Origin of the sequence: Corynebacterium lemuris (assembly GCF_024919295.1) — a bacterium.
Lineage (GTDB): Bacteria > Actinomycetota > Actinomycetes > Mycobacteriales > Mycobacteriaceae > Corynebacterium > Corynebacterium lemuris.
The window spans coordinates 1-23,922 of the sequence record NZ_JANWTC010000019.1 but is presented as its reverse complement, the minus strand read 5'-3'; the positions used below and the strand labels follow the sequence as shown (position 1 = coordinate 23,922).

Below are 23,922 nucleotides of genomic sequence, written 5' to 3'. Positions count from 1 at the left end.
GAGAGTCTAACGAAAATTTCTTCGGGCAAGCTGACATTCACTACGGACATAACCCTATCGAATCTTTAACAATAGATCGATTGGATCAAGACGGACTAGCACTTTAGCGGCCCGCCGTATCCTACTAGATAACCACCTTCGCCGCCTTCAATTCTTCAACTGCTCTAATTGCATGCTGGGGAGAGGGGTTAGCTGTCAGAATTTCTGCAAGTCCTTCCCAAATCCGCTCCTGCGTGTACTCTTCGAAAACGCGCTGGCTCGCCGCCCGGCCTAGTCGGCAACCCAAGGAACGATCGCTGCAAAGTTCATTCAAACGATCCACCAGTGCGTGATGATCCCCCACTTCGATCAACATCCCTGTTACCCCAGGTACTACTGAGTCTATGGCACCCGTAGCTCGCGTAGCGATTGTTGGCACCCCAGCTGCCGCTGCCTCAAGCACGACATTGGGGAATCCCTCCCGTAAAGTTGGGAGACACAAGACATCCATAGCTGGCAGGTGCCCCCACACATCATCTGTCCATGGCAGATAAGTAATTCGGCTCCCCAGAGACTTGATCTCTTCGGCAAGTGAGGGATCTTCAATACTCCCAATCAGCAAACCGCGGACATTATTATCTATCCGAGGATCGCGGAGGGCATTTAGGAGGGTATCTACACCTTTGTCCCGTGTTACGCGCCCCACAAATCCCGCTACGAAATCACCGGATTCCAAACCCAACTCATTTCTGAGTACGGTTCGGTCTACGGATTCTACCCGACTAAGAATAGCTTGAGCGTTGACACCGTTACTGCTGCCGGAGCCGACGAGCCAAGCTTTGTTTTCGGAGAAAAGATGTCGGCGGCTTGCCTCCTGAGCTAGAGACCTGCTTACATACAGAACATCTGTGGCCAACTGCATTGTCAGCTTTTCCATGCACCAGAGTAGCCAACTGAGTGGTCCAGACGTCCCCTCCAAACGGAGCCCCCTTACCACGTAAAGTCGGTGCGGTACTCGGACTGACCAAGCTGCCAACATGCCTAGGAGAGCGGCTTTCGGCGTTCCGACGTTCACTGCAGTGGGACGACTCGTCCTCAATAAACGAATCCAATTCCTCAATGCCACGACATCTTTAACTGGTGAGATCCGGCGGTTCATACGAATCCCGACAAGGGGAACCCCCTCCCTTTCGGCAGCTTTCTTAGCAACTTCATCTGGGGTTGACACGAGAGTGACGTCCCACCCGGATTCTCTAAACCACTCCAGCTGCCCACGTAAGAGTGAGAATGCACTTGCGCCCACTGTGACACCGATAACTAGCTTACGATCACGTCCTGATAATGCCTTACGCATTCCAAACTCCTGGTACACCCTTGACTACTACGTCATTCGGAACATCCTTGGTCACGAGCGCTGCAGCGCCCACGATTGTTCGCTCGCCGACGGTCAGGTTTTGAAGGACCGTCGCAGTGGCCCCAACTAGCACGTCGTCTTGGATCCGAACCTCACCTGCAATGACAGCCGCGGGATTGACCGACACAAAATCACCTACAGAAACATCGTGCCCAATAGTGACGTTCTTATTTATGTGTACGTGACTTCCCAGCTGAACATTCGTATCGATCACTGCGCCAGCACAAATCACCACACCAGCCGATAACTTCGACTCGCTTCCGATAACAGACTTCGGATGAACGGCGGAAAATGGCGAAAATCCCGCATTTTCGAGACGCTGAGCTAGCCGCCGACGCACGGAGGGGTTTCCTACGCCTAACACAAAACCGATGTTTGAGGGACTCGAGGACAACCAATTATCTACTGTACCCAAGTACGGCACTCCTCGGGCTGCTAAACGGTTCAAATTCACTTCAGATGGATTGTCGTCGATTACACCCATCATTTCGAGATCAGCTCCGCCTGCCTGCATGGCTTCGAGAACATCAAGGCTCTCTCTACCAAAGCCAGCAGCCCCGACCACCACAACCCGATTAATCTCATCCACCATTTTCTCCGTTCTTGATAGAGCCCGTGAACGAGGGCATAGTGGCGTGACCTTCTCGATTGATGCCTTCTCTCCGAAGGACGGTACTAACCGTTTGAATGAGAATCTTAACGTCTAAGGCGAAGCTACGACTGTCAACATATTCGATGTCCAGTTTGAAACGCTTCTCCCAAGACATCGAATTACGCCCTTGAACTTGGGCAAGACCTGTAACCCCAGGCCGTACTTCGTGGCGACGGGCTTGCTCTGGAGAATAGTGGTCGAGATAGCTAACCCGAAGCGGGCGGGGTCCAATCAGGCTCATGTCTCCCTTAAGGACATTCCACAACGTAGGTAGTTCGTCGAGACTGGTAGAGCGGAGGAAACGCCCGACTGCGGTCAGCCGCTCCTCATCCGTGACGTGATTTTCATCGGGAAGGAGCATAGTCCGGAACTTCACGAGTTGGAAGATTTCTCCGTGTTTACCAGGGCGTTCCTGTCGGAAGAGGACTGGCCTCCCGTGAGTGGCAAGCACTACGGCTGAGACTCCCACCTGAACCGGCGCAGTGATGATAAGCCCAATAGTGCTAGCGCTAATGTCGAAAGCTCGCTTTAGAGCATCAAAACGTCGATGTTCATGCTGCATTATGGTCCTCCAGGAATTCGGAAATAGTTCCCGTGATTCGTTCGGTCTGTGCATTATCAAGAACGGATCCACTGGGCAGGGAGAGCCCAGTACGGAACAGCCTTTCACCAGTGCCGTCGGAAAATGCGCGGCTATGCGCGTACACTGGCTGCAGGTGCATCGGTTTCCACAGCGGCCGAGCCTCAATACTTGCGTTGGCCAAGGCCGAACGCAGGTCCTCCGCAGTGAAGCTCGCCTTCTCCGGCGCGATAAGCACCGAAGAGAGCCAGAAGTTATCACGTGTATCACCGCTATCTACACCGGAGGGCTCTCCAAACATGCTGACCCCCGCGATATCCTGGAAAATCTCACGGTAACGAAGTCGGTGCTGGCGACGGCTCTCGATCATGCTGTCAAGGCGAGATAGCTGAGCGCGGCCCAACGCGGCGAGAATGTTCGACATCCGGTAGTTGTAACCAATATCAGTGTGCTCGTAATGAACCACAGGCTGCCGAGCCTGGGTCGCAAGATAACGAACGTGGTCCGCAAAATCCTCGTCGTCGGTAAGTAGGGCCCCGCCACCAGAGGTCGTCATGATCTTATTTCCATTAAAGGAGACCGCCGCTGCTACGCCAAAGGAAGCTGCCGACTTACCGTCACGGGTGGCACCGAGAGACTCCGCAGCATCCGAAAGCACCACGGCACCATAACGGGAGGCGATCTCACCAATACGTTCGTGGTCGACAACCTTGCCCAGCAAATCAACCGGTACAACAGCCTTGACGCTACGTCCTTCACTTTCAAGCGTCTGGAAGGCTTCCTCCAGCAAGTCCGGGTTCATGTTGCCGCTCTCGTCGGCATCCACGAACACGGGCTCCGCACCTGTGTACACGATGGCATTGGCCGTGGCGGCGAAGGTGAGGGACGATGTGAGCACCAGGTCACCCGGTCCCACCCCCAGTGTCAACAGACCGAGGTGCAGAGCAGCAGTGCCCGAGGACAATGCAACGGCGCGGGAACGCCCGCAGTATTCAGCGAGTTCGGCTTCGAAGGCATCAACCTCAGGGCCAAGGGGTGCGATCCATCCGGAACGAATGGCACGCACCAGCGCTTCTTCCTCGAGGTCTGTCACATCCGGGGAAGAGAGATAGATTTTGTCGTTGCTCATCGGGTGGCCTCCTTTTCTGCGTATTCGAGTTTTCCGATCCTGCCCATGAAACCGTCTTTGTCCAAGTTCGTCGGAGCGAGAATGTTCACGTCAGCGTGAGAGATCTTCGGGTGGAAAGGCCGGTCCTCGCGCTCCCCTGCTCCCACAAGCTCTTCATGCAGCTTCTCGCCTTCGCGAAGCCCCGTGAAGACGACCTCACTGTTCTTACCTGACATCGCGATCATGCGCTTGGCAATCTCCAGGATGCTGACCGGCTCACCCATATCGAGGATCAGCACTTCTCCTGCCCGACCGATGCCGCCGGCTTGCAGGACAAGCTGGCAAGCCTCCGGGATGGTCATGAAGTAGCGGGTAACATCCGGATGGGTCACGGTGAGTGGCTTGTCTTCGTCAATTAGACGAATGAAGGTGGGAAGCATCGATCCCCGGCTACCGATGACATTGCCGAAGCGCACGGAAAGATAGTTCTTATCAGTTTCCTGACCGAACCAGCCCGTGAGCTTCTCGGCCACACGCTTCGAGTGGCCGAGCACACTCGTGGGGTTCGCTGCCTTGTCGGTGGAAATGTTGACGAAGGTCTCCACGTCAACGGCCTGGGCCGCGTTCAAAACGTTGAGAGTGCCCAGGACATTGGTCTTCCATGCCTCATCCGGGTACTGCTCCAGCATCGGCAGGTGTTTCAGCGCAGCTGCGTGGAAAACCACCTCCGGACGGCGAGTCTGGAAAATCTGCTTCAGTGTCTCAGGCTCGCGGATATCTGCGAGAACCACTGCGTCGGTGTCGAGCAGGCCATTGCCGTGAACGTTGATGAGCGCCTGCTGCAGGCCCGTCTCATCCCGGTCGAGCATGATCAGCTCTGCGGGGCCGTACTTGGCAATCTCGGTGCACAGCTGCGCGCCGATGGAACCGCCGGCTCCAGTGACCAGGACACGCTTATGAGTCAGATACTGAGCGATCTCGGAGACGTTTGTCTCCACCGGCTGTCGCCCGAGCAGATCCTCGATCGAGAGATCGCGGAGATCCCCGCCGTGGATTCCATTGGCGACCACGTGCCCGATGGGAGGCATGACCTTGACAGAGAGCCCACTTCTGTCGGCGACGTCTTGCACTCTACGCAACAGGGCGGCGTCAGCGGTGCTGATGGCAACAATCAAAACCTCAGCTCCGGTGCGCTCTGCAGCAGGCTCGATGTCAGAGAACTTTCCGACGACCGGGACGTCCCGAATCTTTCTTTTGACCAGGTTGGGGTCATCGTCAATCACCCCGACGGGGCGATACGGCGACGAGGGGTCCGCCATCATCCACTGGATCAGGTTGGTTCCCACATAGCCGCCACCGAGAATAAGTGCTGGCGCTGAATCGGGACCAGGTTTACGAGAGCGTCTGACAATCACGCGGGCAATAAAGCGAACCGCCAGCATCAAGATCAGTGCACCCGGAATCGCTATCAGCATCACTCCGCGGGAGATCTCCAACGCGCCACCCACGACGAGGGAGATGATCCACAGAACGCTGCCGACGGCTCCTGCAGCCAGAGAAACCGAGAGAGTGTCCTCGAATCCTCCCGCCCGGAATCTCATTCCCTTGCGGTAGAGATGAAAGATCAGGCCAAAAACCAGCTGGAGCGCGGCCGCGCCGAGAACGAAGCCTGCATAGGCAAACCAGTTAATCTCAGCGAACGCGAACTCATAACGAAGGAGCGCCGCCACAAGTATGGCCAGTATCCAGACGAGGACGTCAACAAGATAGAGAATTCGTCCCACAGGGAGCTTCATGAAAATTCCTTCATTTAACCGGGAGCTGGAAATCAGAGCCATGTCCTTCCCCCGTCTGTTGAGGTGACCAGGTCATCCCCCACCCACAGCAAGGTGGACATACCTGATTGAGCGATTGCGATATTTTCTGGGTCAGCGGTAGAAGCGGTCTCGAAACACCCGTCCAGTACCGCAGACGGACCATCGGTGAGACTCGCGAGCCCCACACCCTCACATGTTTGGTCACCAGTCTGAGCCACTACATAGGACGCAGCAGAGTAATTGATAGCCAGAGCATCAGTTACTCCCGGAGTCTCCACCCAGGTGATCCCACGATCGACAGTGGTGACAATCGAACCGTCGAGGCAACGCACCGCGGCCTGGTCTCCTGCGGCAGCAAGCTCCGCGCCTTCACAGGACAGGGGCTGAGGCCCGTTGGGAGTTCCAACCTGCGTGGGATTTGAGGGGTTGAAATACCAGGTGCCTACCACGGGCAGCGGGCCTTCCCAGGTTGTGCCGAGATCAGCGGACCGGTAGACCTGCGGTTCGCAGTTGCGGTCCAATGCCACTACCTGAACCAGGGAGGGATCTGTAGGTAGCAGACGCAAGATCTGTGTCGCGCCCGCCCCTGCGAGCGTTTCCGAAGAATTCCAGCTCTGCGCTCCGTCTGTCGAGATCTCCACGGTGCCGGGGTTCTCACAGGTTCCACCGGTTGCTCGCATAGCGGTACCACCAGCCATCGCCAGCATGCGCTGCGAAGCCGATCCGGCAACCGGATCAACAGCGGACTCAGGCTCGATATCGGCGGGCGGAGAAGGAGCAAGCGAAACACTCTCCCTCGATACCGCAGCCCCAGGATTAACCGGCAGGCCAGGGTGTTCGTCCGAACCGACGCCAGTCAGGGCGACATAGGACAGAGCAAGCGCTCCTGCGCTGAGCAACGCGATGAGACTTATCGCCGCCCAAAGGGGCATCCTTCTCGGACGCCGCCTCTCTTTTTGAGCTTGAAACATCAGCCAATGCCTTTCACAGACCGTCGTACCAGGGAAACCACCGCGTCGATTGCCGGCGTGAGTTGTTCCGCGGAGGCCTCATGCACTTCCATTTCCCGTTTATAAGGATCGATAACGTCATCCTCCGTAGGATCAGCCAACGGAGAGAGAAGACTGCGGCCGCTTGTGACTGCCTTGAGGACTGCCCGGAGTCTCGCTATCGGCGAGTCTTCCTCCTGACCAATTGCTGAGGCGAGGGCTTCATCGGTTGTCACTTCCGCGAGCCGGGCGAATTCCCGGATGGTGAATACCTGGCGAGTGACACGTGGGCTAAGCTCCACGACCGCACGGCGATGATCCCGAGTCATGGTCAGGATCAGATCCGAGGATTCGAGTAGTCTCTCCGTCACCTGCTGCGCACGATGAGAGTCAATGTCTTCCACCCCGTAGGAGCGAGCAACCTGCTGAGTGACGTCAAACATCGGTTCACCTACCAGAGCACGTGTGCCGGCTGAGCTGACACTGATCTCGGGAATATCCCACAACTGCTCCGCCAGGAGCTGTTGCGCTAACGGTGATCGACAGATGTTGCCGGTGCAGACCGTCAGAATGGAGAAGCTATTTTGCATGGGCGCTCCTCAACTCCTCCTCCGTGAATACACGCGGCTTCTCAACTTCTGGTTTAGTTTCGACAGGGTCAGCGGTAACACTCTGTCCGTAGCCGTAGGCACCGTAGCCGTAGTTGTAACTGCCAGACTTCTTGGCGGGGACCATCGTGGCTACCACCCCAAACACGTTGGTTCCTGCGGTGTCAAGCGCCTTTAAGGCACCTTCCAGGTCCTGCTTCGTTGTTGAACCAGTGGCGATGATCATGAGCAGACCGGCTGCCATCTTGCCGAGGATGGCGGCATCCGTCACCGCGAGAGTCGGGGGTGCGTCGACAATTACGTAGTCGAACCGCTCGCTGAGAGAACGAAGAAGCTGTTCCATCTCCTCCGAGCCGAGAAGTTCGCTCGGGTTCGGGGGGATACGGCCAGCCGGGAGGACGTAAAATTCGTTCTGCCCCCAGCGCTGGAGAACATCATCCACCTCTGCCCGGCCGATGAGCACATCGGTGAGGCCGGCAGCACCCTCGATCTCCAGATATCTGGAGAGCGAGGGAAGACGAAGATCACCTTCCACCAGCGCCACACGCGAACCCGTCTGCGCCAGGGCGAAAGCCAGGTTCAAGGAGGTGGTCGACTTGCTCTCACTGGGGTTGGGGGACGTGATGCCGAAAACACGTCCCTTGGAACCGACGTTGAGGAACTGCAGGTTCGTCCGCAGGGCACGGAAAGACTCAGCACGGGGGCTGTGTGGCTGCGAATGGACGATGAGCCGGTTCTTCTCCACTTCCGGGTCATCGATGATCCCGCCCAGAACCGGTTTATCTGTGACCTGCTCAATATCCTGCGTGGAATAGATCCGACGATCCAATACGGTCCGGAGAATCGCAATGCCGTAGCCCACGGCAAGACCAACCAGGAGTCCCACCGCCAGATTGATCATCACGTTCGGACTTATCGGCGAAGTAGGTACCAGCGCATTCTGCGTGGTGGTCAGGCTGACCGGGCTAGCACCGTTTTCCGTCTCCGGCTCCAGCTGGGTGCGGACAACCTCCTGGAAGCTCTCCCCCACCGCATTGGCAATGAGCGCCGACTGCTCGGCTGACGGGCTAATAGCGGTGATGTTGATCAGTGCCGAGTCTGCCGGGGAAGCCGCACTCACATAAGAAGCCAGCTCCGCTCCGGTCATATCAAGCTGCAGCTCCTCGACCACCGGGTCCAGCACCACACCGGTCTTGACCACGGCAACGTAGCTGTTGACGATCTGGCGGGAGTAGTTCGCCCCCTGCACAAGCTCACCCGTGGTCCCGCCGTCAGAACGGACGGAGACATACAGCTGGGTGCGGGACTGGTACTCAGGCGTAGCCAGGAGAGAGGCTCCGGCGCCCGCGCCCAGGCCAAGAATGGTCACTATTACGACGAGCACCCAGTTTTTTCGCAAAATGTCAGCGTACTCGCGCAATTCCATGTTGTTGAAAATCTTTCTTGATAAGGGGGCTTCGGACTCACGGAGAGTAACAACAAAGCATCAGGCTCGCGATACTTATCGTCCTCTAAGGGGGCAAATCAAACGATTTCCATACGGTCCGGTTATGGCCATACCGTCGCAAAACGCACCCTATAAGTCATTCAATTACGCGAATGACTCAGGACACCTTTCGGGGGTAGCGAGGTGAGGGAAAATTTAGTTTCCGCAGCACGCAGGTAGGTTCCTTGGTACTCTATCTCAGCTTGTCACGGAACCATAACGGACGAGGCAGGGGCCTGTGCCCTCACACAGACCCAACTCCACACCCGACTGAGGGCCGTGCCCTGCGATCACGGCTCTTTATTCGGCCGGAATCCCCCGGAAAGCCCGGTCGTTGAGCTCCCTCCGGGCCTGCTCAAGCGCCACCAGATCAGCAAACAAGGTGTTATAGGCCTGCTCATCATCGGAGGGGCGCATCCGCTGCAGCTGACTCTTCAACTGCGCGATCTGGTTGCCTACCTCCGCCTCCTGCAGCCGAGAGAGAACCGAATCAGCGTAGGCCGGCAGATTGGTCATCTCCATGGGGATCTCCTCCACCGCAAGCTCCGAGACGAGGTTGCGGCCCAGCAGGTCGGTCATCTCCCCCGCCACGGTGGCGATCCAGTCGACACCGCTGTGGGCAACCGCCAGACCTCCGACTGCACGGATCGCCTCGCGGGCGGTCCGGTAGGCGGGGTGGGTGAAGGCCTCCGGGCTCAGGCCGTCGAAGTAGGTGCCGGCGAGCTCCGGGTACTGCAGGGCGATCTTCAGCGACTCGCGCTGGGGCCACAGGTAGGGATCCCGCGGGTTGGGCAGATCGAAGGCCGGTGCATCCTGAACCGGGGTGGATTCTGTGTTCTCGAAACGGCGGGCCCGGCGCGGTCCGTCCTGCTTGGGGCGGCGGGCCTCGGCGCGGACCTGCTGGAGGACTTCCTCCGTGTTCGCCCAACCGACCCAGCCGGCGAGCTGACGGGCGTACTCCGACTGGAGGACCGGATCCTTGATGCCGGCGACGACAGGGACGGTGCGTCGTAAAGCCTGGAGGCGGCCTTCCACCGTGTCGAGGTTGTGCTCGGCGAGCATCGACTCGACGACGAACTGGAACATCGGGATGCGGTCGGCGATGAGGTCGCGGACGGCGGCGTCGCCACGCTCCAGCCGCAGATCACAGGGATCCATGCCCGCCGGGGCCACGGCTACAAAGGACTGGCCGGTGAACTTCTGGTCCCCCTCGAAGGCGCGCATGGCGGCCTTCTGGCCAGCCTCATCGCCGTCGAAGGTATAGATCAGCTCACCACGGAAGTAGTTGTCATCGAGCATGAGCCGGCGCAGGATCTGCAGGTGCTCCTCACCGAAGGCCGTGCCACAGGACGCGACCGCGGTGGTGACCCCGGCGGCGTGCATGGCCATGACATCCGTGTAGCCCTCCACCACCACCGCCTGATGGCCGGCGGCAACGTGCTTCTTCGCCACATCCAGGCCGAAGAGCACCTTCGACTTGTGGTAGAGCATGGTGTCGGGGGTGTTCATGTATTTGCCGAGCTTGTCGTCCTCGAAAAGCTTGCGGGCTCCGAAACCGATGACATTGCCCGAGAGATCCTTGATGGGCCACAGCAGCCGCCGGTGGAAACGGTCGATCGGGCCGCGCCGCCCCATCGTGGACAGTCCGGCGGCCTCCAGCTCCTTGAAATCGAAACCTTTCCGCAGCAAGACTTTCGTCAGTGTGTCCCAACCCTCCGGGGCATAACCGCATTCGAAGGCGTAGATGTGCTCCTGGGAGAAACCACGGTCGAGGAGAAATTCACGCGCTTTCTGCGCCTGCGGGGTTTCCAGCTGTTCACGGTAGAACTGATGCGCCGCCTTGTTCGCGTCGATGAGACGTTTGCGGGTGCCCGGCTCCTCCCGGCGCGCGCCCGTGGTGCCGCCCTGGTAGTTGATGGTGTAGCCGATGGTCTGTGCCACCGACTCCACGGCCTCCGGGAAGGAGATGTGCTCCATCTCCATAAGGAAGGTGAACACGTCCCCGCCCTTGCCGGAGGAGAAACAGTGGAAATAACCGCGGTTCGGGCGGACGTGGAAGGACGGGGTGCGCTCATCCTTGAACGGGCTCAGTCCCTTGAGCGAATCATGCCCGCCCGGCTTCAGCTGGACATACTCGCCGACGATCTCCTCGATCGGCGCGCGCTCACGGATCGCCTGGATGTCACTGTCCGGAATACGCCCCTTAGCCATGAGTTCAGGGTACCTGCGGGGTCAAATACTCCGTAGGGGTGTCTGTTTGGGATGATGGCAGGCATGGCCGCACCGAAGAGGAACTCTGTCCTGGCGATCATCGCCGCCCTTGCGCTTGCTGCCGTTGGCACATGGGCGGGTGTCGATCTCACGTCGGATGATCAGGCGGGGGCCGGGTCCGGTGCCACTGAGGAGCAGTCGGCGCTGGTATCTGAGGACACGAAGAATGTTGAGGCAGCTGACGCCGTTGGAGTTTCGAGTTTGGAGGTCTGCTCGGTGGACACCCTGCCCACCGAAGCCGATCCCGTCATTGACGACATCCTCTCCGGTGGCCCTTACGCCTATCCGGGTGAGGACGGCGGACACTTCGGCAACTACGAGGGTGTGCTGCCGGACGAGAACAACAGCTACTACCGCAGCTTCACCGTGGACACCCCCGGACTACCCCACCGCGGCACCAAGCGCATCGTCGTCGGCGGTGGCACGGAGGATGACCCGGACGTCTGGTACTACTCCGACGACCACTACGAGTCCTTCTGCGAGATTCCGGACGCGGAGAGGTGAGATGGCAGGTGCCACGAAAAGTGCCTAGTTTCCGCATTCCCGACACAATGGTCATACAAATGGGCGCTCACACTGCCGCAGATTATGCTCGAAACGATGAGATCTAACTTGAAGCGGTTAACGCCCACGCAATCAGTGGCGTTCGCAAACAATCAGAACCGCCTTACGGTCCATGATTACCTACCACAGACCTTCCATGACGGTTCTCCGCTAGCAAATAAGTGTGAGTGGAGCGCGCACATAGCTGACAACCTCTCCTCCGAAGAAGTGAGTGCTCTCGCTTGGCTACTCAGTGAAACAATTATGCAAGCTCGATTCGGCACTGCAACTGACCTGTATGACTTATGGCGAAAACACACTTTGGCCGGAACCAAAATTCCTAAACCACTTGATGAGGTCATTGCATCATTCATCGAACCAGTATTTGGAACCCCTGGTGCTCCCAAAAATCTAGACCACGTACACGGCCATATCGGCGAGTGGCTCTGGTACCTTCTAACTAAAGATAATCCAGCTGTTCGAGTTCAACCCGAGCCAAAAGGGGATGTTACAGGCGGAGGTAGCGATGGCTTCTCAATCTATGAAATCTCGACAGGTGAGCTTCGATTCCGGCTTTGGGAAAGTAAGAAAAATACGGGAGCAAGTTCACTATCCAGTAGCCTGAATACTGCCTATAAGCAATTAGATTCACAGGGTCTGCGGTATGTGGCCATGATTGTAGGCACTTTCAAACAAACTTCAGCTGACACCTCCCAGGAGGTGCTATCTTTAGTTAATAGCCTTCCTGCCTCTTGGGTGAAAAGCGATCAAACCATCGGAGTTGGCGTGGTTCTTACGACCCACCAACCATTACCCGTTCTACCGTTCCAGAAGATGTCAAATACTTTGTCTTCATTTGATAAACCTGGCCAGCTTCGAGGTCTTGCGTCCAGTATTAACTGTTATGTCGAGCTTGCTGACATGGTGAGGGAGTACCTATGGACCGCTCTCTAGCTCCGGAGAATATAACTAGAGCTTTCGGCGGATTACCACTTGGTGAACTACCGACACTCGAGGAGTTCATTGCCCTCATTGCCCAGCTAGAGATCGAGCTTGTACGAGGACTCACTGAGGACGGTTTTCGTACTAATGTCTCTCCCCTACGAAATTCTGCTTGGTACTTACACGGTATTGCCTCAACATCTGAAGCTTCTCCATACTCAGTCGAGCAACGTCGCCGAGCTTTCGCCGTCAGTGCCCATGTTCTTGATCTTCTTCTGGAAAATCAATCAGAACCAAAAAGAATTCAGCTAGCAACTGCCTTCGCGGCACAGGTCGGATACCACAGAGCGGACGAAAGCCCGAATGCAGGGGCTATCTTTCGCAAAATTGCCCCCTTCCTGACCGCACCAGCCAAGTTAACAGAAGGTCCCGACTTGGCACTGCAGGCCGGAATCCTCTTCCTTAGTTTTGATACGCGAGCCCTCAACCAGCATCTACACACTTGGAGAGAGGCCACCATCGCTCTCACCCGAGCTGCTCAACTCGCCAACCTTGATGGGACAATGTTTGGGTCAACTCAGCGACTCCTACACGGTATCGAGGAACTAGGCCGGTATTTACGTGAAGGTAGCACCGTAGCTCTCGAAGATGCACGTGAGCACTTACTTAAAGTTGTCCGCGCCGAGGTCGGTCTTAGTGATCTAACTACCCGCTGGGTCGCAGGACATCTTCTATCTGCTGCAGATGGTTTTAGGAAAAGCAGCCTCTGGGCTGTCCTGCCCCCAGATGTTCCCTTAGCCGTGAAGCAGGCTTTCACCCTTAGTGATCAGCCCATCCTAACACTCTGGCCGCCACAGCGTAGTCTGGCTGCTCATCCCACAATGAGCCCTCTAAAACAATCGACCTCGAAACTCCTTGTTTCGGTACCGACTAGTGCTGGGAAGACACTTCTCGCTCAATTGATCATTTGTACGCATGCAGTACAAACGAACCGAGGAGTTTGCTATGTGACTCCACTCCGCAGTCTTGGTCGAGAGATGCGTCAGTCGCTTTTGCTTCGGTTGAGCTATTTAGGTCGACGACTTGGATCTGTTTTTCCCGATAGCGTCGGACTAAACAATCCAATGAGTATGGGTTTTGAGAACGCTGACGGCTCCTCCGCCGAATCAGACCAGGTGGAAATCATGACACCTGAACGTCTGATGAACGCGCTGAGACAATCACCTCAAGATGTTCTAAGTCGTTTTAGCCTCTTCATTATTGATGAAGCCCATCTCATCGCCCAGCGAGGAGGCCGTGGCTTGCTTCTTGAAGGTTTACTGACGCTACTAGATGCAAGCGGAGCGAGGTTGATCCTCTTTTCGGGAGTAATTGGCAACGCTGCCCACCTAGCAGCATGGACCTCGAACGGAAAAGGCGAGGTACTTTTTACCGACGAATGGCGCGCACCACGTCGATTGCACATTATCACTACCTCAGAAAAAATCGACGAAAGTCGAACCATTATTCCCAGCGGTCCTCGGTCAAAAGAGAAGATCCAATATGACCTGCGTGCCCGTCTCATGGTGCGCCCGACGAAGGAAACTGAACAATACCTAGTAACAAGTAATGATTCACCCATAGGAAAGCTAGTGATCGGTACCAATAATAAGCGCATAAATGGGAAGAATGGCACAACCTCCAACTATGCAATTACGGCGAAAACAGCTGCGTTATTACTTCAAGCCGGAAGCTTATTAATGGTAGTTTCCCGCCGCTCCATTGCACGCAATGCAGCTCAAGAGATAGCCGCTGACCTTAAAAATAATCCACGCTCGCAAAACCTAGCTAATTTCCTAGCCGCGCAGCTTGGGAAAAACCATCCTCTGGTTGCTTGCGTCCGCAAAGGAGTAGCTTACCACCACGCCGGGTTACCCGCGGAGGTACAAGAAGCAATCGAAGACGCTATTCGCAACGAGTTGATCAAGGCTGTAGTCGCTACAAGCACCCTTACCGATGGAGTCAACTTACCCGTCCGGACAGTCGTGATCGCAACCAGTGAGTACAGTGGACAAGACCCTAGCCAGCGAATGTCTGCAGCTCAGCTACTAAATGCTGTCGGCCGTGCTGGGCGGGCAGGTAAAGAGTCAGAGGGGTGGATCGTTCTCGCACTGCAGAAATCCCTACAGAGTTCTGACTTTGATCGGCTGAAACCTTCGCCTAGTGAGCTAGAGGTACATTCCAGCCTGACTCAGGACGATGCCCTCACTGCACTCTCTGAGGCAGAAGTTCTGATAGCGAATACAGAAGACGCGATTCTGCAAATACCTCCAGATAATGCTACCGGAGGCTTCGTAAATTACGTTTGGTTCGTCTTACACATGCTGGAAGAGATCCCAGCGCTCAGCAACACCCGTACGTGGCGAGATATTGTAACTCGTTTGTTTGCATTTACCCAGCTAGCCCCAGATTTACAGGAAAGATGGCTGAAGCTGGCCGATCACGTCGTTGAATGTTACGACCAGACTTCCTCAATATCCCGCCGTCGCTGGGCACAGGCAGGGACTAGCCTAAAGTCGGCAGCAGCGATCGAAGCGCTCTCCCTATCCCTAGCAGAGCAAGTAGAATTAATCGATGGCGTTGGCGAGCTTACATTTGATGAAACGCTTAGCTTCCTTAGTGCCCAGGACGTATTCGCCAAGCTACTTCAATTACCTGAGCGAGGTAAATGCTGGAATTTCCGCACTTCTCCGAGGGGTGATTTTCTAGAGGTTGACCCTGCCAAGGTAATTCGAGACTGGGTCGCAGGCCTTGAGCTTGCCGAGCTTGCCAACACATATCTTTCTGATGTAAAAGATCCAGAATTTCGACTCGAACAAATGGTAGATGCAATTAGTGAAGGAATGCAGCACTACTTATCTTGGATAGTGGGACTCGTCGTTAACCAAACAAACGAAATTTTACTATCTCGATTTAGCCTCCGAACGTTATGCATGAGCACTTCCGCCCATATCCGATACGGCGTTAACACTACTTTTGCTATACGTTTACTCGCGAGCGACATAAAGTCCCGGAGATTGGCGCAAACAATGGGCCAATTTGCAGCATCCCGAGCTTTAGACGATGGAGGCTTACAGGAATATTTGAACACAAATCGGACTCACCAATGGCAAGAGGATCTTGGCGCGAGCGCCATGGACATACCGGATCTCCTCCAGTTCGCACAAAATAAGGAAAAACATCAACTAGCTGAGATAATGGACAGCGGATATTCCAGTGCTCGAATTCAGCTGATTAGCCATATTCACGAGGAATTATCGACCATAGACCCTATCCCCGTGTCGCTAACTATTTCACAGGAAGAGAATGAAATCCATGTTTCAACTACGAGCCAGTCGATTATTGGGTTCGTCGTAGCTACCGACCATGCAGGTGTCGCCGCAGCCCTAAATAGCGGGCTATTGATCGAATTCACTCTTAGATCTACTACATTAATGATGCGACGCATAATGACAGATAGCTAATTTAGACCGATAATCGAGATCCGCAATTGATTAGTTGAAATGAATTTCTCTTAACATTCTTTCACTGAAACCCAGAAAATAGAACTCCCGGGTGGTGAGGAGCACCGCTCCCCTACCCCGGTGTTTTACCGTTTAGATCGGGTACTGCTGATCGGGGGATTCGATGGTCATCCACTTGAGTTCAGTGAACTCGTCGATCACAGCCTCGCCGTCAAACTTCCCGTAGCCGCTGGACTTCATGCCGCCGAAAGCTGCGTTGGCGTCATTCTGCACCGTTGCTCCGTTGACGTGGACGTGGCCGGCCTCGATCTGCAGGGCAACATCCATCGCCCGCTTGACGTCGCCACCGTGGACTGCGGCCGCCAGTCCGTATTCGGTGTCGTTGGCGGTGGCCACGGCCTCGTCGGCACCCGAGACCCGCACGATGGTGGTGACAGGGCCAAAGGTCTCCTGGTCGTAGATGGCCATGCCTGGAGTGACATGGTCCAGGATAGTGGGAGGCAGCATGGCGCCGTCGGCTCTGCCGCCGGCCACGATGGTGGCGCCCTTGGCCACCGCGTCGCTAATAAGCTCATTGATCCGGGTACCCGAGGCCTCCTTGAACATCGGCCCCACAACCACCGAGGGGTCGAGGGCGGGCACGCCGTGCTTGAGCTTGCTGGCGCGCTCAGCGAACTTGCTCACGAACTCATCCGCGACTGTCTCGTCGACAACGAAGCGCTCGGTGCTCATGCAGATCTGGCCCTGGAACATGAAGGAGCCGAAGATCGCGGCGTTCACCGCGCCGTTGATGTCCGCATCGTCGAGGACGACGAAGGGGGCCTTGCCGCCGAGCTCGAGAAGCGGCTTCTTCAGGTGGCGGCCGCACTTCTCAGCGATGATGCGGCCCACGTGGGTGGAGCCGGTGAAGTTCACCCGCCGGACAGCAGGGTGGGCGATCATCGCCTCGACGACGGCATCAGCATCCGCCGGGTCATGCGTCAGGAAGTTGAGCACGCCGGCGGGCAGACCCGCATCGTGGAGGACCTCCACCAGGATCTGGTGGGTACGGGGGCTGGCCTCCGAAGCACGGAAAACCACCGTGTTTCCGCAGGCCAGCGGGTAGGCCAGAGAACGCATCCCCAGGACACCGGGAGCATTCCACGGCGCCATGCTGAGCACCACACCCACCGGCTGCCGCACGGTCATGGAGAAGACGCCGGGTCGATCCGTGGGGAGGGTCTCGCCGTTGATCCGGCTGGTCAGAGCAGCGGCCTGACGCAGACACTGGGTGGTGAGGAAGACGTTGAACCTCGCCCAACCCTCGTTGGCGGCGACCTCGGAAACCATCACCTCCGTGAATTCATCGGCGCGGGCCTCCAGGAGGTCGGCTGCCTTGAGGAGGATGTCACGGCGCTGGCTTGGGCCGACCTTGGACCAGCTGGCCAGTGCACGTTCGGCGGAGTCCACGGCGTCGAGAGCGTCCTCGACGGTGCCGGCGGCGCTGGTCGTGACGGGAGCACCGCTCACCGGGTCCGTCCAGATGAAGTTCTGGTTGTCGGAGGAGGGGCGGGACTCGTTGTCGATGAGGAGCTGGGTCTGCATGTTTCTGGCCTTTCAGAGGTGTAGCAAGCGGAAGATTAGTGGGGATCGGAGCTGAGATTGGCGCGGTGCGGAAGGTGTCAGTGGCCTTCCTTGGATGCCTTGGACATGTTGACGAAGAGCATGGCGAGGGCGCCGATGATGCCGGGTACAGCGACGGCGAGGAAGTTCTGGGAGAACGGGAGGGCGAGTCCCAGCAGGGCGCCACCCAGGACCGGTCCGGCGATGGCGCCGATCCTTCCGATTCCAGCTGCCCAACCGATGCCGGTGGAGCGGATGGCGGAGGGGTAGTAGTCCGCAGCCAGGGCGTGGATGACGGAGAGGGTTCCGACTGTCGTCGCGCCGGCGAGCATGAGCAGGATATTGACGATGACGTCGTTCTGGGTGAGAGCCAGGGAGGCGAGCGAGATGGTGGCGATGACAAAGTAGGAGAGGATGACGGTCTTGATCTTGAAGCGGTCAGCCAGCCAGCCACCGAGGACGGCCCCGATGAAGCCACCGATGTTGAGGACGACCAGGTTGAACAGGCCACTTCCCAGGGAGTATCCGGCCGAACTCATCAAGGTGGGCAGCCAGGTGTTGAGGCCGTAGCTCAGCAGCATGGTCATGAGGAAGACAACCCAGATGAGGAGCGTGTTGAGTCCGTTGCCCTTACGGAAAATCTCCACGATGGGGGCCGACTGTTCCTTGGGCTGCTCAACAGCAACCACCCGGGTGGGATCGGTGTCCGGGGAGATGCGGCTGATGATGTACTCGAACTCGGTACGGCGGGCCGGCAGCTTGGACAGGAACATCGGTGATTCAGGCAGGAACTTCCAGACCACCGGTGCCAGGACGATGAAGGAAACGGACACCCAGAAGACGCTGTTCCAGCCGAAACTCGGGATGAGGAACATGCCGAGCAGCCCGGCGATGATGCCACCGATGGAGTAGACACTGCAGACGAAACACACCGCGAAGGAGCGGATCCGCTGCGGGGCGAACTCCCCTGTCATGGCCACGAAGTTGGGGACCATGGCGCCCAGGGCCACACCCACGAGGGTGCGTGCAGCGAAGAGAGTCTCGAAGTTGAAGGACAGCGCGCATCCCAGGGATGCGAGCGCGGAGGCGGTCAGGCAGCCCAGCAACAGATTCTTGCGACCGAAGCGGTCCGCCAGCGGAGCCACGAATATGCCGCCGATGAGCATGCCGATCAGGGCGGCTGCGCCGAGATAGCCTCCCTGCTGCGGCGACATCTCCCACTCGACCATGAGGGTCTGGACGACCGAGCCGTAGGAGATCATGTCATAGCCGTCGACGATCATCAGCAGGGTGCAGAGAGCGAATACCCGCTTGTGGAAGGGAGTGATCTGCGCCTGGTTGACTACTCGTGCAACAGAGATGGTCTGGGTGGTGGTCCCGGGCGGGGCCTCCGTGCGAAGGTTGGTCATCATCATTTCCTTGCTCTGAAGTAAATCTAGGGCTGGGTGAGACTGGTGTTGATCTCGATGAGATGGGGCTTGCGGGAGTCGATCGCGGCGGCGAGGGTTTCCCGGAAGCTGTCGTCGCTGTCGACGGTGCTGGCGGTCACGCCGTAACCGCGGGCAAGCGAGAGGAAGTCGATGTCGGGGACGTCCATGCCCGGCGCGTCCGGGGTGCCCAGCAGGTCGGAGAACCAGCGCAGGGCTCCGTAGGTACCGTTCTTCAGGACGATGAAGACCACCGGGATGTCGTACTGCGCGGCCGTCCACAGGGCGGTGATGCCGTAGTTGGCGGAGCCGTCGCCGATGATGCCGATGACCTGGCGGTCGGGCAGGCCCATCTGGACGCCGACCGTGGCCGGCATGCCGAAGCCCAGTCCGCCGGAGGCCGGCCAGAAGTAGGAGCTCGGGTCCTGCAGGTCCATCTGGGACCAGAAGGCGGAGTTGGTGGAGGTGGACTCCACGACGTAGGCGGTGTCTGCCGGGGCGTTCTCCCGTAGCAGGGAGAAGACCCGTGCCGGGTCGAAGATCCCGTCCACCGGTGCTTCCGTGTCCGGGAAATCCTGCCGGGCCAGCGGTGCCAGGCCCTCCTTCGGTTCGACTGCCTCCGCGAGGAGCTCCACGGCTCGCCTGATGCCGGTGACGATCGCCGTGCCGAAGGGTGCGCGGGCGGCTTCGTCCGCATCATCGGTGATGTGGATGAATTCGATGTCCGTGTCCAGGTACTGGTCGGGTTCGTATTGGTGGTAGCGGAAGACCGGGGCGCCGATGACGAGCACCAGGTCGTAGGGGGCAAGCGCTGTGTTGACGCCGTGGATGGAGGCCGGCAGGACTCCCCGGAATTGGCCGTGCTTGTTCGGGAAGGGCAGGCGGTAGGGCGAGGGAGCGAGGTAGACATCGGCTCCGGTGTTCTCCGCCAAGGCGACCGCTGATTCATTGGCGCCGACGGTGTCGACTGCGGAGCCCAGGATGAGGGCTATCCGGCCGGCTCCGGCGATGGTCTCGGCCAGGCGTCCGACTGCAGAGGCCGACAGCTCCTGCTCCTCGCTGTAGGAACGGCGGAGAAGCAGCTCATCGTTGGGGCTGGCCTCATGGTCCCAGTCGTCGTAGGGAATGGAGAGGTAGACCGGACCGGGGGCGCTGGCCTGTGCCTGCACGACCGCTTCGTTGAAGCTGCGCGGTACATCGGATGCGGAGGCCGGCTCGCAGCTCCACTTGGTCAGCGGCTTGGTCAGCTGGGCGGCGTCGACATTCGAGAGGAAGGAGTGCATGCCGATGGTCTCGCGTACCTGCTGGCCGGCGGTGACCACCAGCGGAGTCCGGGAGTAGAAGGCGTTGGTGAGCGCCCCCATGGCGTTCCCGGTACCGGATGCAGCATGCAGGTTGACGAAGGCCGGCTCACCGGAAGCCTGGGCGAAACCGTCGGCCATCCCGACCACCACCTGCTCGTGGAGGCCGAGAACGTACTCGATTTCCTTTGGAAGGTCGGAGAGGAAAGGCAGCTCGTTGGAGCCGGGGTTCCCGAAAATGCGGAACATTCCGTGCTTGAGCATGAGGTCATGGACAAGCGAGCGGACCGTTCGGGTGGACTCGATCTTGGTCGGGGCTTCCGCTGTGTGTTCCTGGGTTTTCATGTCTACTTCCTCCTGTTGATCGGGATGGAAGTTAACCTATGTTCCATGTCACAATAGGTCCAATAGAAGTTTTTCAGTTTTAGATAGAAGGATTCAATACACACAGATGAAAGACGTGAACCTCAACCTCATCCGGACCTTCTGCCTCATCTATGAGCATCAGGGAATCAGCAGGGCCGCCGATGAGCTCCACCTGACGCAACCGACGGTGAGCTACTCCCTCAAGCAGTTACGCAAGGCCTTCAATGACCAGCTTTTCTACCGTGACCGTGGCCTCCTCCACCCCACCCCACGCGCCCAGAAGGTGTACCCGGACCTACGGGCTGCACTTGACCTGATCGAAGGCACCGAGATCTCCGGCAGCGGTTTCGATCCGGCCACCTCGAAATCCGAGTTCCGGCTGATGCTCTCGGATATCGGAGAGGCAGTCTTCCTCCCTTTCATCCAGTCCCTCTTTGAGCAGCAGGCTCCCCTGGCGCAGCTGAGGATTGAATCGCTGGATGTGGCTAAAGTTCCCGATAAGCTGGCCTCTGGAGAAATTGATGCCGCAGTCCAGACGCCCCACTTCTACTCCGACGATGTGGAACGCGCCGTCATCTACCGAGATGTCTATGTGGTCGTCGCAAGCATCGACCACCCCCGAATTCAGGGCTCGATCAGTCTCGAACAGATGAGTACTGAACGCTTCATGCGGATCCAGTCATCCCTGGGCCATGACGGTCCCGAGAATCTGCTCCTGAAAGCGGGATGGCGGATCCAGACCGGAGTAATGGGCGCCCGGCTCACCTCAGTTCCCGGCGTGGTGATGCGCTCCGACCTCCTCGGCATCATCCCCGCCGCCGTGATTGATGTCATGGGGTGGGCAGGTCGAGTACAGGTGCTACCGATCCCCATGGAGACCGAACCCCTCGAGGTGTCACTGCTGTCGCGGGTGAAACGACGTCGCACCCCGGCACAGAAATGGTTCATCGGCATGGTCAAGGAAGCCATGGAGGATATGCCTCCCAGCCCCGACCTCGAGGCTTTCCAGCACCGATAAAAGAGCGCAGCGTTGCTCTACGGCCAGATACTCATCCCGCCGGTCACGGCTCTGCCTAGGGAGCGGATCGGGATGCACCTGGTCACTGAAATAGGCAAACCTTCATAAATCTTAATTTTGGCTGAAATCCTTTGCGATGGTTAAGGTGGAAAGTAGTACCAACTCAGGGCCTCCTGAATGTTTGGAGACCCGGGCTGGGAAGCGTCTTTTCTCCCGGATTTCTGGGCCATCTTTTCAGGAAGGTTTTTCACATGAAGACCCGCAAGCTTACTGCCGGCATCGCCGCTATCGCCCTCTCTTTTGCAGCAATCTCCGCCCCGCAGGCCATCGCCGCTGAGCCGGGCACCGAGCCGGTCACCAACGAGGAGCTCAAGGAAGGCCTGAAGGACATCTCCTTCGAGTCCCACGACGGTGCCTACATCACCCCCGGTGAGACACTGACCCTGACCGCTGACCGTGTCGCCGAGGGTGTGGAGATCCGCAACGCCTACATCGAGATCGCCCCGGGCAAGACCAGCGCCCTGTGGGACGTCAAGCGCAGCGTCAACGACGAGGGCCTGCCGGTCCTGGAGATCACCGCTCCGGATGAGCCGGAGAAGCAGTTCGGCACCACCCAGGAGTACGGCGAGTACAAGGTGCACATCCGCACCTCCAACTGGAACAGCTACCTCTTCAACATCAACTTCGCCGAGGAGAAGCCGAAGAAGGAATTCGAGCTCTCCAGCGAGCTCGACTTCAAGGAGCTCCTGGACAAGGCCTCCAGCTCCAGCAAGTAGTTTTGTCGGTTCTTTGAACTGAGCTGCACCCCATCACCGGTTTCGGTGATGGGGTGCAGTCGTTCCCGCCCCACCCCTCCGCGGACGATGGGCATCGGCTCGATCAGGAATGGCTTCTGACTGTGCCATCGCGGACCAGAGCTCCGGACAGGACCCTCCCGCGCATCAACCCGGTCACATTCTGGCCAGATGTCTGACTCCCATGGTTCCCATCAATCCCCTGTGAGAGAGACAGCTCTGCCGCGTCCGAGTCCACAGGCGCGGCCCTCGGAACCCAGCCCGGCACCATCCACCATCAGAATCTGCCTAGCCGTCCGGAGGACTTCGCCCCGGATGTGCGCCCAACTGCGCGTCAGCGAGCTGATCAACGCGACGGACTACCTGCAGGCGCAGCAGGTGCGCCGCCAGCTGAAGCACGAGTCAGCGCAGCGCTGGCGGAGGTGAATGTGCTGCCCACCAATCTCACCGGACATCCGTCGATGACGGTACCTGCCGGGCTGGTCGCGGGCCTGCCGGTGGAAATCCAGGCCATCGACTGCGCCTTCGATGAGCCGATCAACCTGCTCGTGAGCCGGCATATCGAGGAACTTGAGCCGCTGGCAGGGCAGACTGTTCCCGCCCTAAAGGAATGTGAATTCAAGCTCGATCTCGTCGTCGATTCCGTTGATGATTCCCGTGTAAAAGGCAGTCGCTTGCTCCTGGAGCAGGTCATGGTTCACGTCGATCTGTTCTGCCTTCGCGCCATCGCTGAGGATCTTGGTGATGGTGTCTGCGGTATCGATTTCCGGGGTGAGCCAACTGAGGACGCCATTTTTCTTGACTGCCGTCTTGAATTCCACGTTGTCATAACCGATGAAAATGAACTCGGGGACAGAGATCAGGTACTGGTTGTCCCCCGTCTGCTCAATCGTGACGTCACCGCCTTCGATTCCGAGCTTGGCCCGGTAGTTGTACTGCACGAACTCCACACGCCCGAGGCCGGGGATCCATTTTTCGAACCAGGAACCCTGGGACGATTCTTCATGCAGCCCCTGCGTGCTGGCACTGAGAAGAACCACCTGCTCCTGGGTCTCAATGGCCGTGATGACCTTTGAGTCACGTGATTCCGTGCTGACACCGAAAACGGAGTTCGGCGAAAGAACCGCAAAACCGACAACACCCAGAACTACCACCAGAACGAGCCCGACCACGAGGCCCGTCATCTTCTTGACCATGTCCCAGCTTTCTTCTTGATACCTGACTCAAATATCCGCCCACAGCACTCACGCCCAGGCTCCAAGGAGGGCCGACCGGATAGAGGATGGATGCCAGATTGCTTTTATTGCCGCAGCAAGCCTAATGCACAGCTGGCATTCAGCTTCTACCCGGGCAATCCGAATCTCCCCTCCCCTACCCCCACAGCCTGGCCTACCCCACCCACACCTCCGCTTACATCGAGCCGTGCTTGGGAGGTTGGCGTGGAACTCGTGGGTCGTGGCCAGATCATATGGGGTGTGCTAGGCAGTGTTACGAAAATCGTTGGCCCAGGCCGTAGGGCGGT

The 23,922-nt window shown here is 58.0% G+C and carries 17 protein-coding genes; 5 read left to right on the top strand and 12 right to left on the bottom strand.

The window, feature by feature from the left end; genetic code table 11:
* Positions 1-124: 124 nt before the first annotated feature.
* The 8 genes from NYP18_RS14295 to dnaG all read right to left on the bottom strand — a co-directional run bounded on the left by NYP18_RS14295 (position 125) and on the right by dnaG (position 10,844).
* Complete coding sequence (locus tag NYP18_RS14295) at positions 125-1,333, bottom strand: glycosyltransferase family 4 protein (protein ID WP_259428870.1); 1,209 nt, start codon at positions 1,331-1,333, stop codon at positions 125-127.
* Positions 1,326-1,985 (bottom strand): acetyltransferase, encoded by a 660-nt coding sequence (locus tag NYP18_RS14290; RefSeq protein WP_259428869.1) that lies wholly within the window; start codon positions 1,983-1,985, stop codon positions 1,326-1,328. Before NYP18_RS14290 ends, NYP18_RS14295 begins: the two co-directional genes overlap by 8 nt.
* Entirely contained in the window at positions 1,975-2,607 is a 633-nt protein-coding gene (locus NYP18_RS14285) for a sugar transferase (RefSeq protein WP_259428868.1), read from the bottom strand. Before NYP18_RS14285 ends, NYP18_RS14290 begins: the two co-directional genes overlap by 11 nt.
* On the bottom strand, positions 2,597-3,754 hold the full coding sequence (locus tag NYP18_RS14280) for a DegT/DnrJ/EryC1/StrS family aminotransferase (protein ID WP_259428867.1): 1,158 nt from the start codon (positions 3,752-3,754) through the stop codon (positions 2,597-2,599). The genes NYP18_RS14285 and NYP18_RS14280 overlap by 11 nt, the downstream gene beginning before the upstream one ends.
* The gene (locus NYP18_RS14275) at positions 3,751-5,529 is read right to left on the bottom strand and encodes a nucleoside-diphosphate sugar epimerase/dehydratase (RefSeq protein ID WP_259428866.1); all 1,779 of its coding nucleotides are present in this window, start codon (positions 5,527-5,529) and stop codon (positions 3,751-3,753) included. The genes NYP18_RS14280 and NYP18_RS14275 overlap by 4 nt, the downstream gene beginning before the upstream one ends.
* Before the next feature lie 991 nt (positions 5,530-6,520).
* A complete protein-coding gene (locus NYP18_RS14270) occupies positions 6,521-7,129 on the bottom strand; it encodes an arsenate reductase/protein-tyrosine-phosphatase family protein (protein ID WP_259428865.1) in 609 nt (202 codons plus the stop codon).
* Positions 7,119-8,573 (bottom strand): tyrosine-protein kinase domain-containing protein, encoded by a 1,455-nt coding sequence (locus NYP18_RS14265; RefSeq protein ID WP_259428864.1) that lies wholly within the window; start codon positions 8,571-8,573, stop codon positions 7,119-7,121. Before NYP18_RS14265 ends, NYP18_RS14270 begins: the two co-directional genes overlap by 11 nt.
* 360 nt (positions 8,574-8,933) lie before the next feature.
* The gene (gene dnaG, locus NYP18_RS14260) at positions 8,934-10,844 is read right to left on the bottom strand and encodes a DNA primase (protein ID WP_259428863.1); all 1,911 of its coding nucleotides are present in this window, start codon (positions 10,842-10,844) and stop codon (positions 8,934-8,936) included.
* Between the two features lie 63 nt (positions 10,845-10,907).
* On the opposite strand from dnaG, the gene NYP18_RS14255 reads away from it, so the two are divergent.
* The 3 genes from NYP18_RS14255 (at position 10,908) to NYP18_RS14245 (ending at position 15,892) form a co-directional block, all read left to right on the top strand.
* Entirely contained in the window at positions 10,908-11,408 is a 501-nt protein-coding gene (locus NYP18_RS14255) for a ribonuclease domain-containing protein (RefSeq protein ID WP_439648105.1), read from the top strand.
* A gap of 267 nt (positions 11,409-11,675) precedes the next feature.
* Complete coding sequence (locus NYP18_RS14250) at positions 11,676-12,401, top strand: hypothetical protein (protein WP_259428862.1); 726 nt, start codon at positions 11,676-11,678, stop codon at positions 12,399-12,401.
* A complete protein-coding gene (locus tag NYP18_RS14245; protein ID WP_259428861.1) occupies positions 12,386-15,892 on the top strand; it encodes a DEAD/DEAH box helicase in 3,507 nt (1,168 codons plus the stop codon). Before NYP18_RS14250 ends, NYP18_RS14245 begins: the two co-directional genes overlap by 16 nt.
* 132 nt (positions 15,893-16,024) lie before the next feature.
* Here the strand turns inward: NYP18_RS14245 and NYP18_RS14240 are convergent, their stop codons facing one another.
* The 3 genes from NYP18_RS14240 to mdlC all read right to left on the bottom strand — a co-directional run bounded on the left by NYP18_RS14240 (position 16,025) and on the right by mdlC (position 20,567).
* Positions 16,025-17,476 (bottom strand): aldehyde dehydrogenase, encoded by a 1,452-nt coding sequence (locus NYP18_RS14240; RefSeq protein WP_259428860.1) that lies wholly within the window; start codon positions 17,474-17,476, stop codon positions 16,025-16,027.
* A 77-nt stretch (positions 17,477-17,553) separates the two neighbouring features.
* Positions 17,554-18,903 carry an MFS transporter gene (locus tag NYP18_RS14235; RefSeq protein ID WP_259428858.1) on the bottom strand — a complete coding sequence of 450 codons (1,350 nt, stop codon included), beginning with the start codon at positions 18,901-18,903 and terminating at the stop codon, positions 17,554-17,556.
* 26 nt (positions 18,904-18,929) lie between these two features.
* A complete protein-coding gene (gene mdlC / locus NYP18_RS14230) occupies positions 18,930-20,567 on the bottom strand; it encodes a benzoylformate decarboxylase (protein WP_259428857.1) in 1,638 nt (545 codons plus the stop codon).
* A 106-nt stretch (positions 20,568-20,673) separates the two neighbouring features.
* Between mdlC and NYP18_RS14225 the strand changes: the two genes are divergently transcribed.
* Together NYP18_RS14225 and NYP18_RS14220 are read left to right on the top strand one after the other, a co-directional pair.
* On the top strand, positions 20,674-21,606 hold the full coding sequence (locus NYP18_RS14225; protein ID WP_259428856.1) for a LysR family transcriptional regulator: 933 nt from the start codon (positions 20,674-20,676) through the stop codon (positions 21,604-21,606).
* A gap of 251 nt (positions 21,607-21,857) precedes the next feature.
* Positions 21,858-22,382: a hypothetical protein gene (locus NYP18_RS14220; protein WP_259428855.1), complete on the top strand. Its 525-nt coding sequence runs from the start codon at positions 21,858-21,860 to the stop codon at positions 22,380-22,382.
* A gap of 620 nt (positions 22,383-23,002) precedes the next feature.
* Here the strand turns inward: NYP18_RS14220 and NYP18_RS14215 are convergent.
* Positions 23,003-23,596 carry a hypothetical protein gene (locus NYP18_RS14215; RefSeq protein ID WP_259428854.1) on the bottom strand — a complete coding sequence of 198 codons (594 nt, stop codon included), beginning with the start codon at positions 23,594-23,596 and terminating at the stop codon, positions 23,003-23,005.
* Positions 23,597-23,922 lie beyond the last annotated feature (326 nt).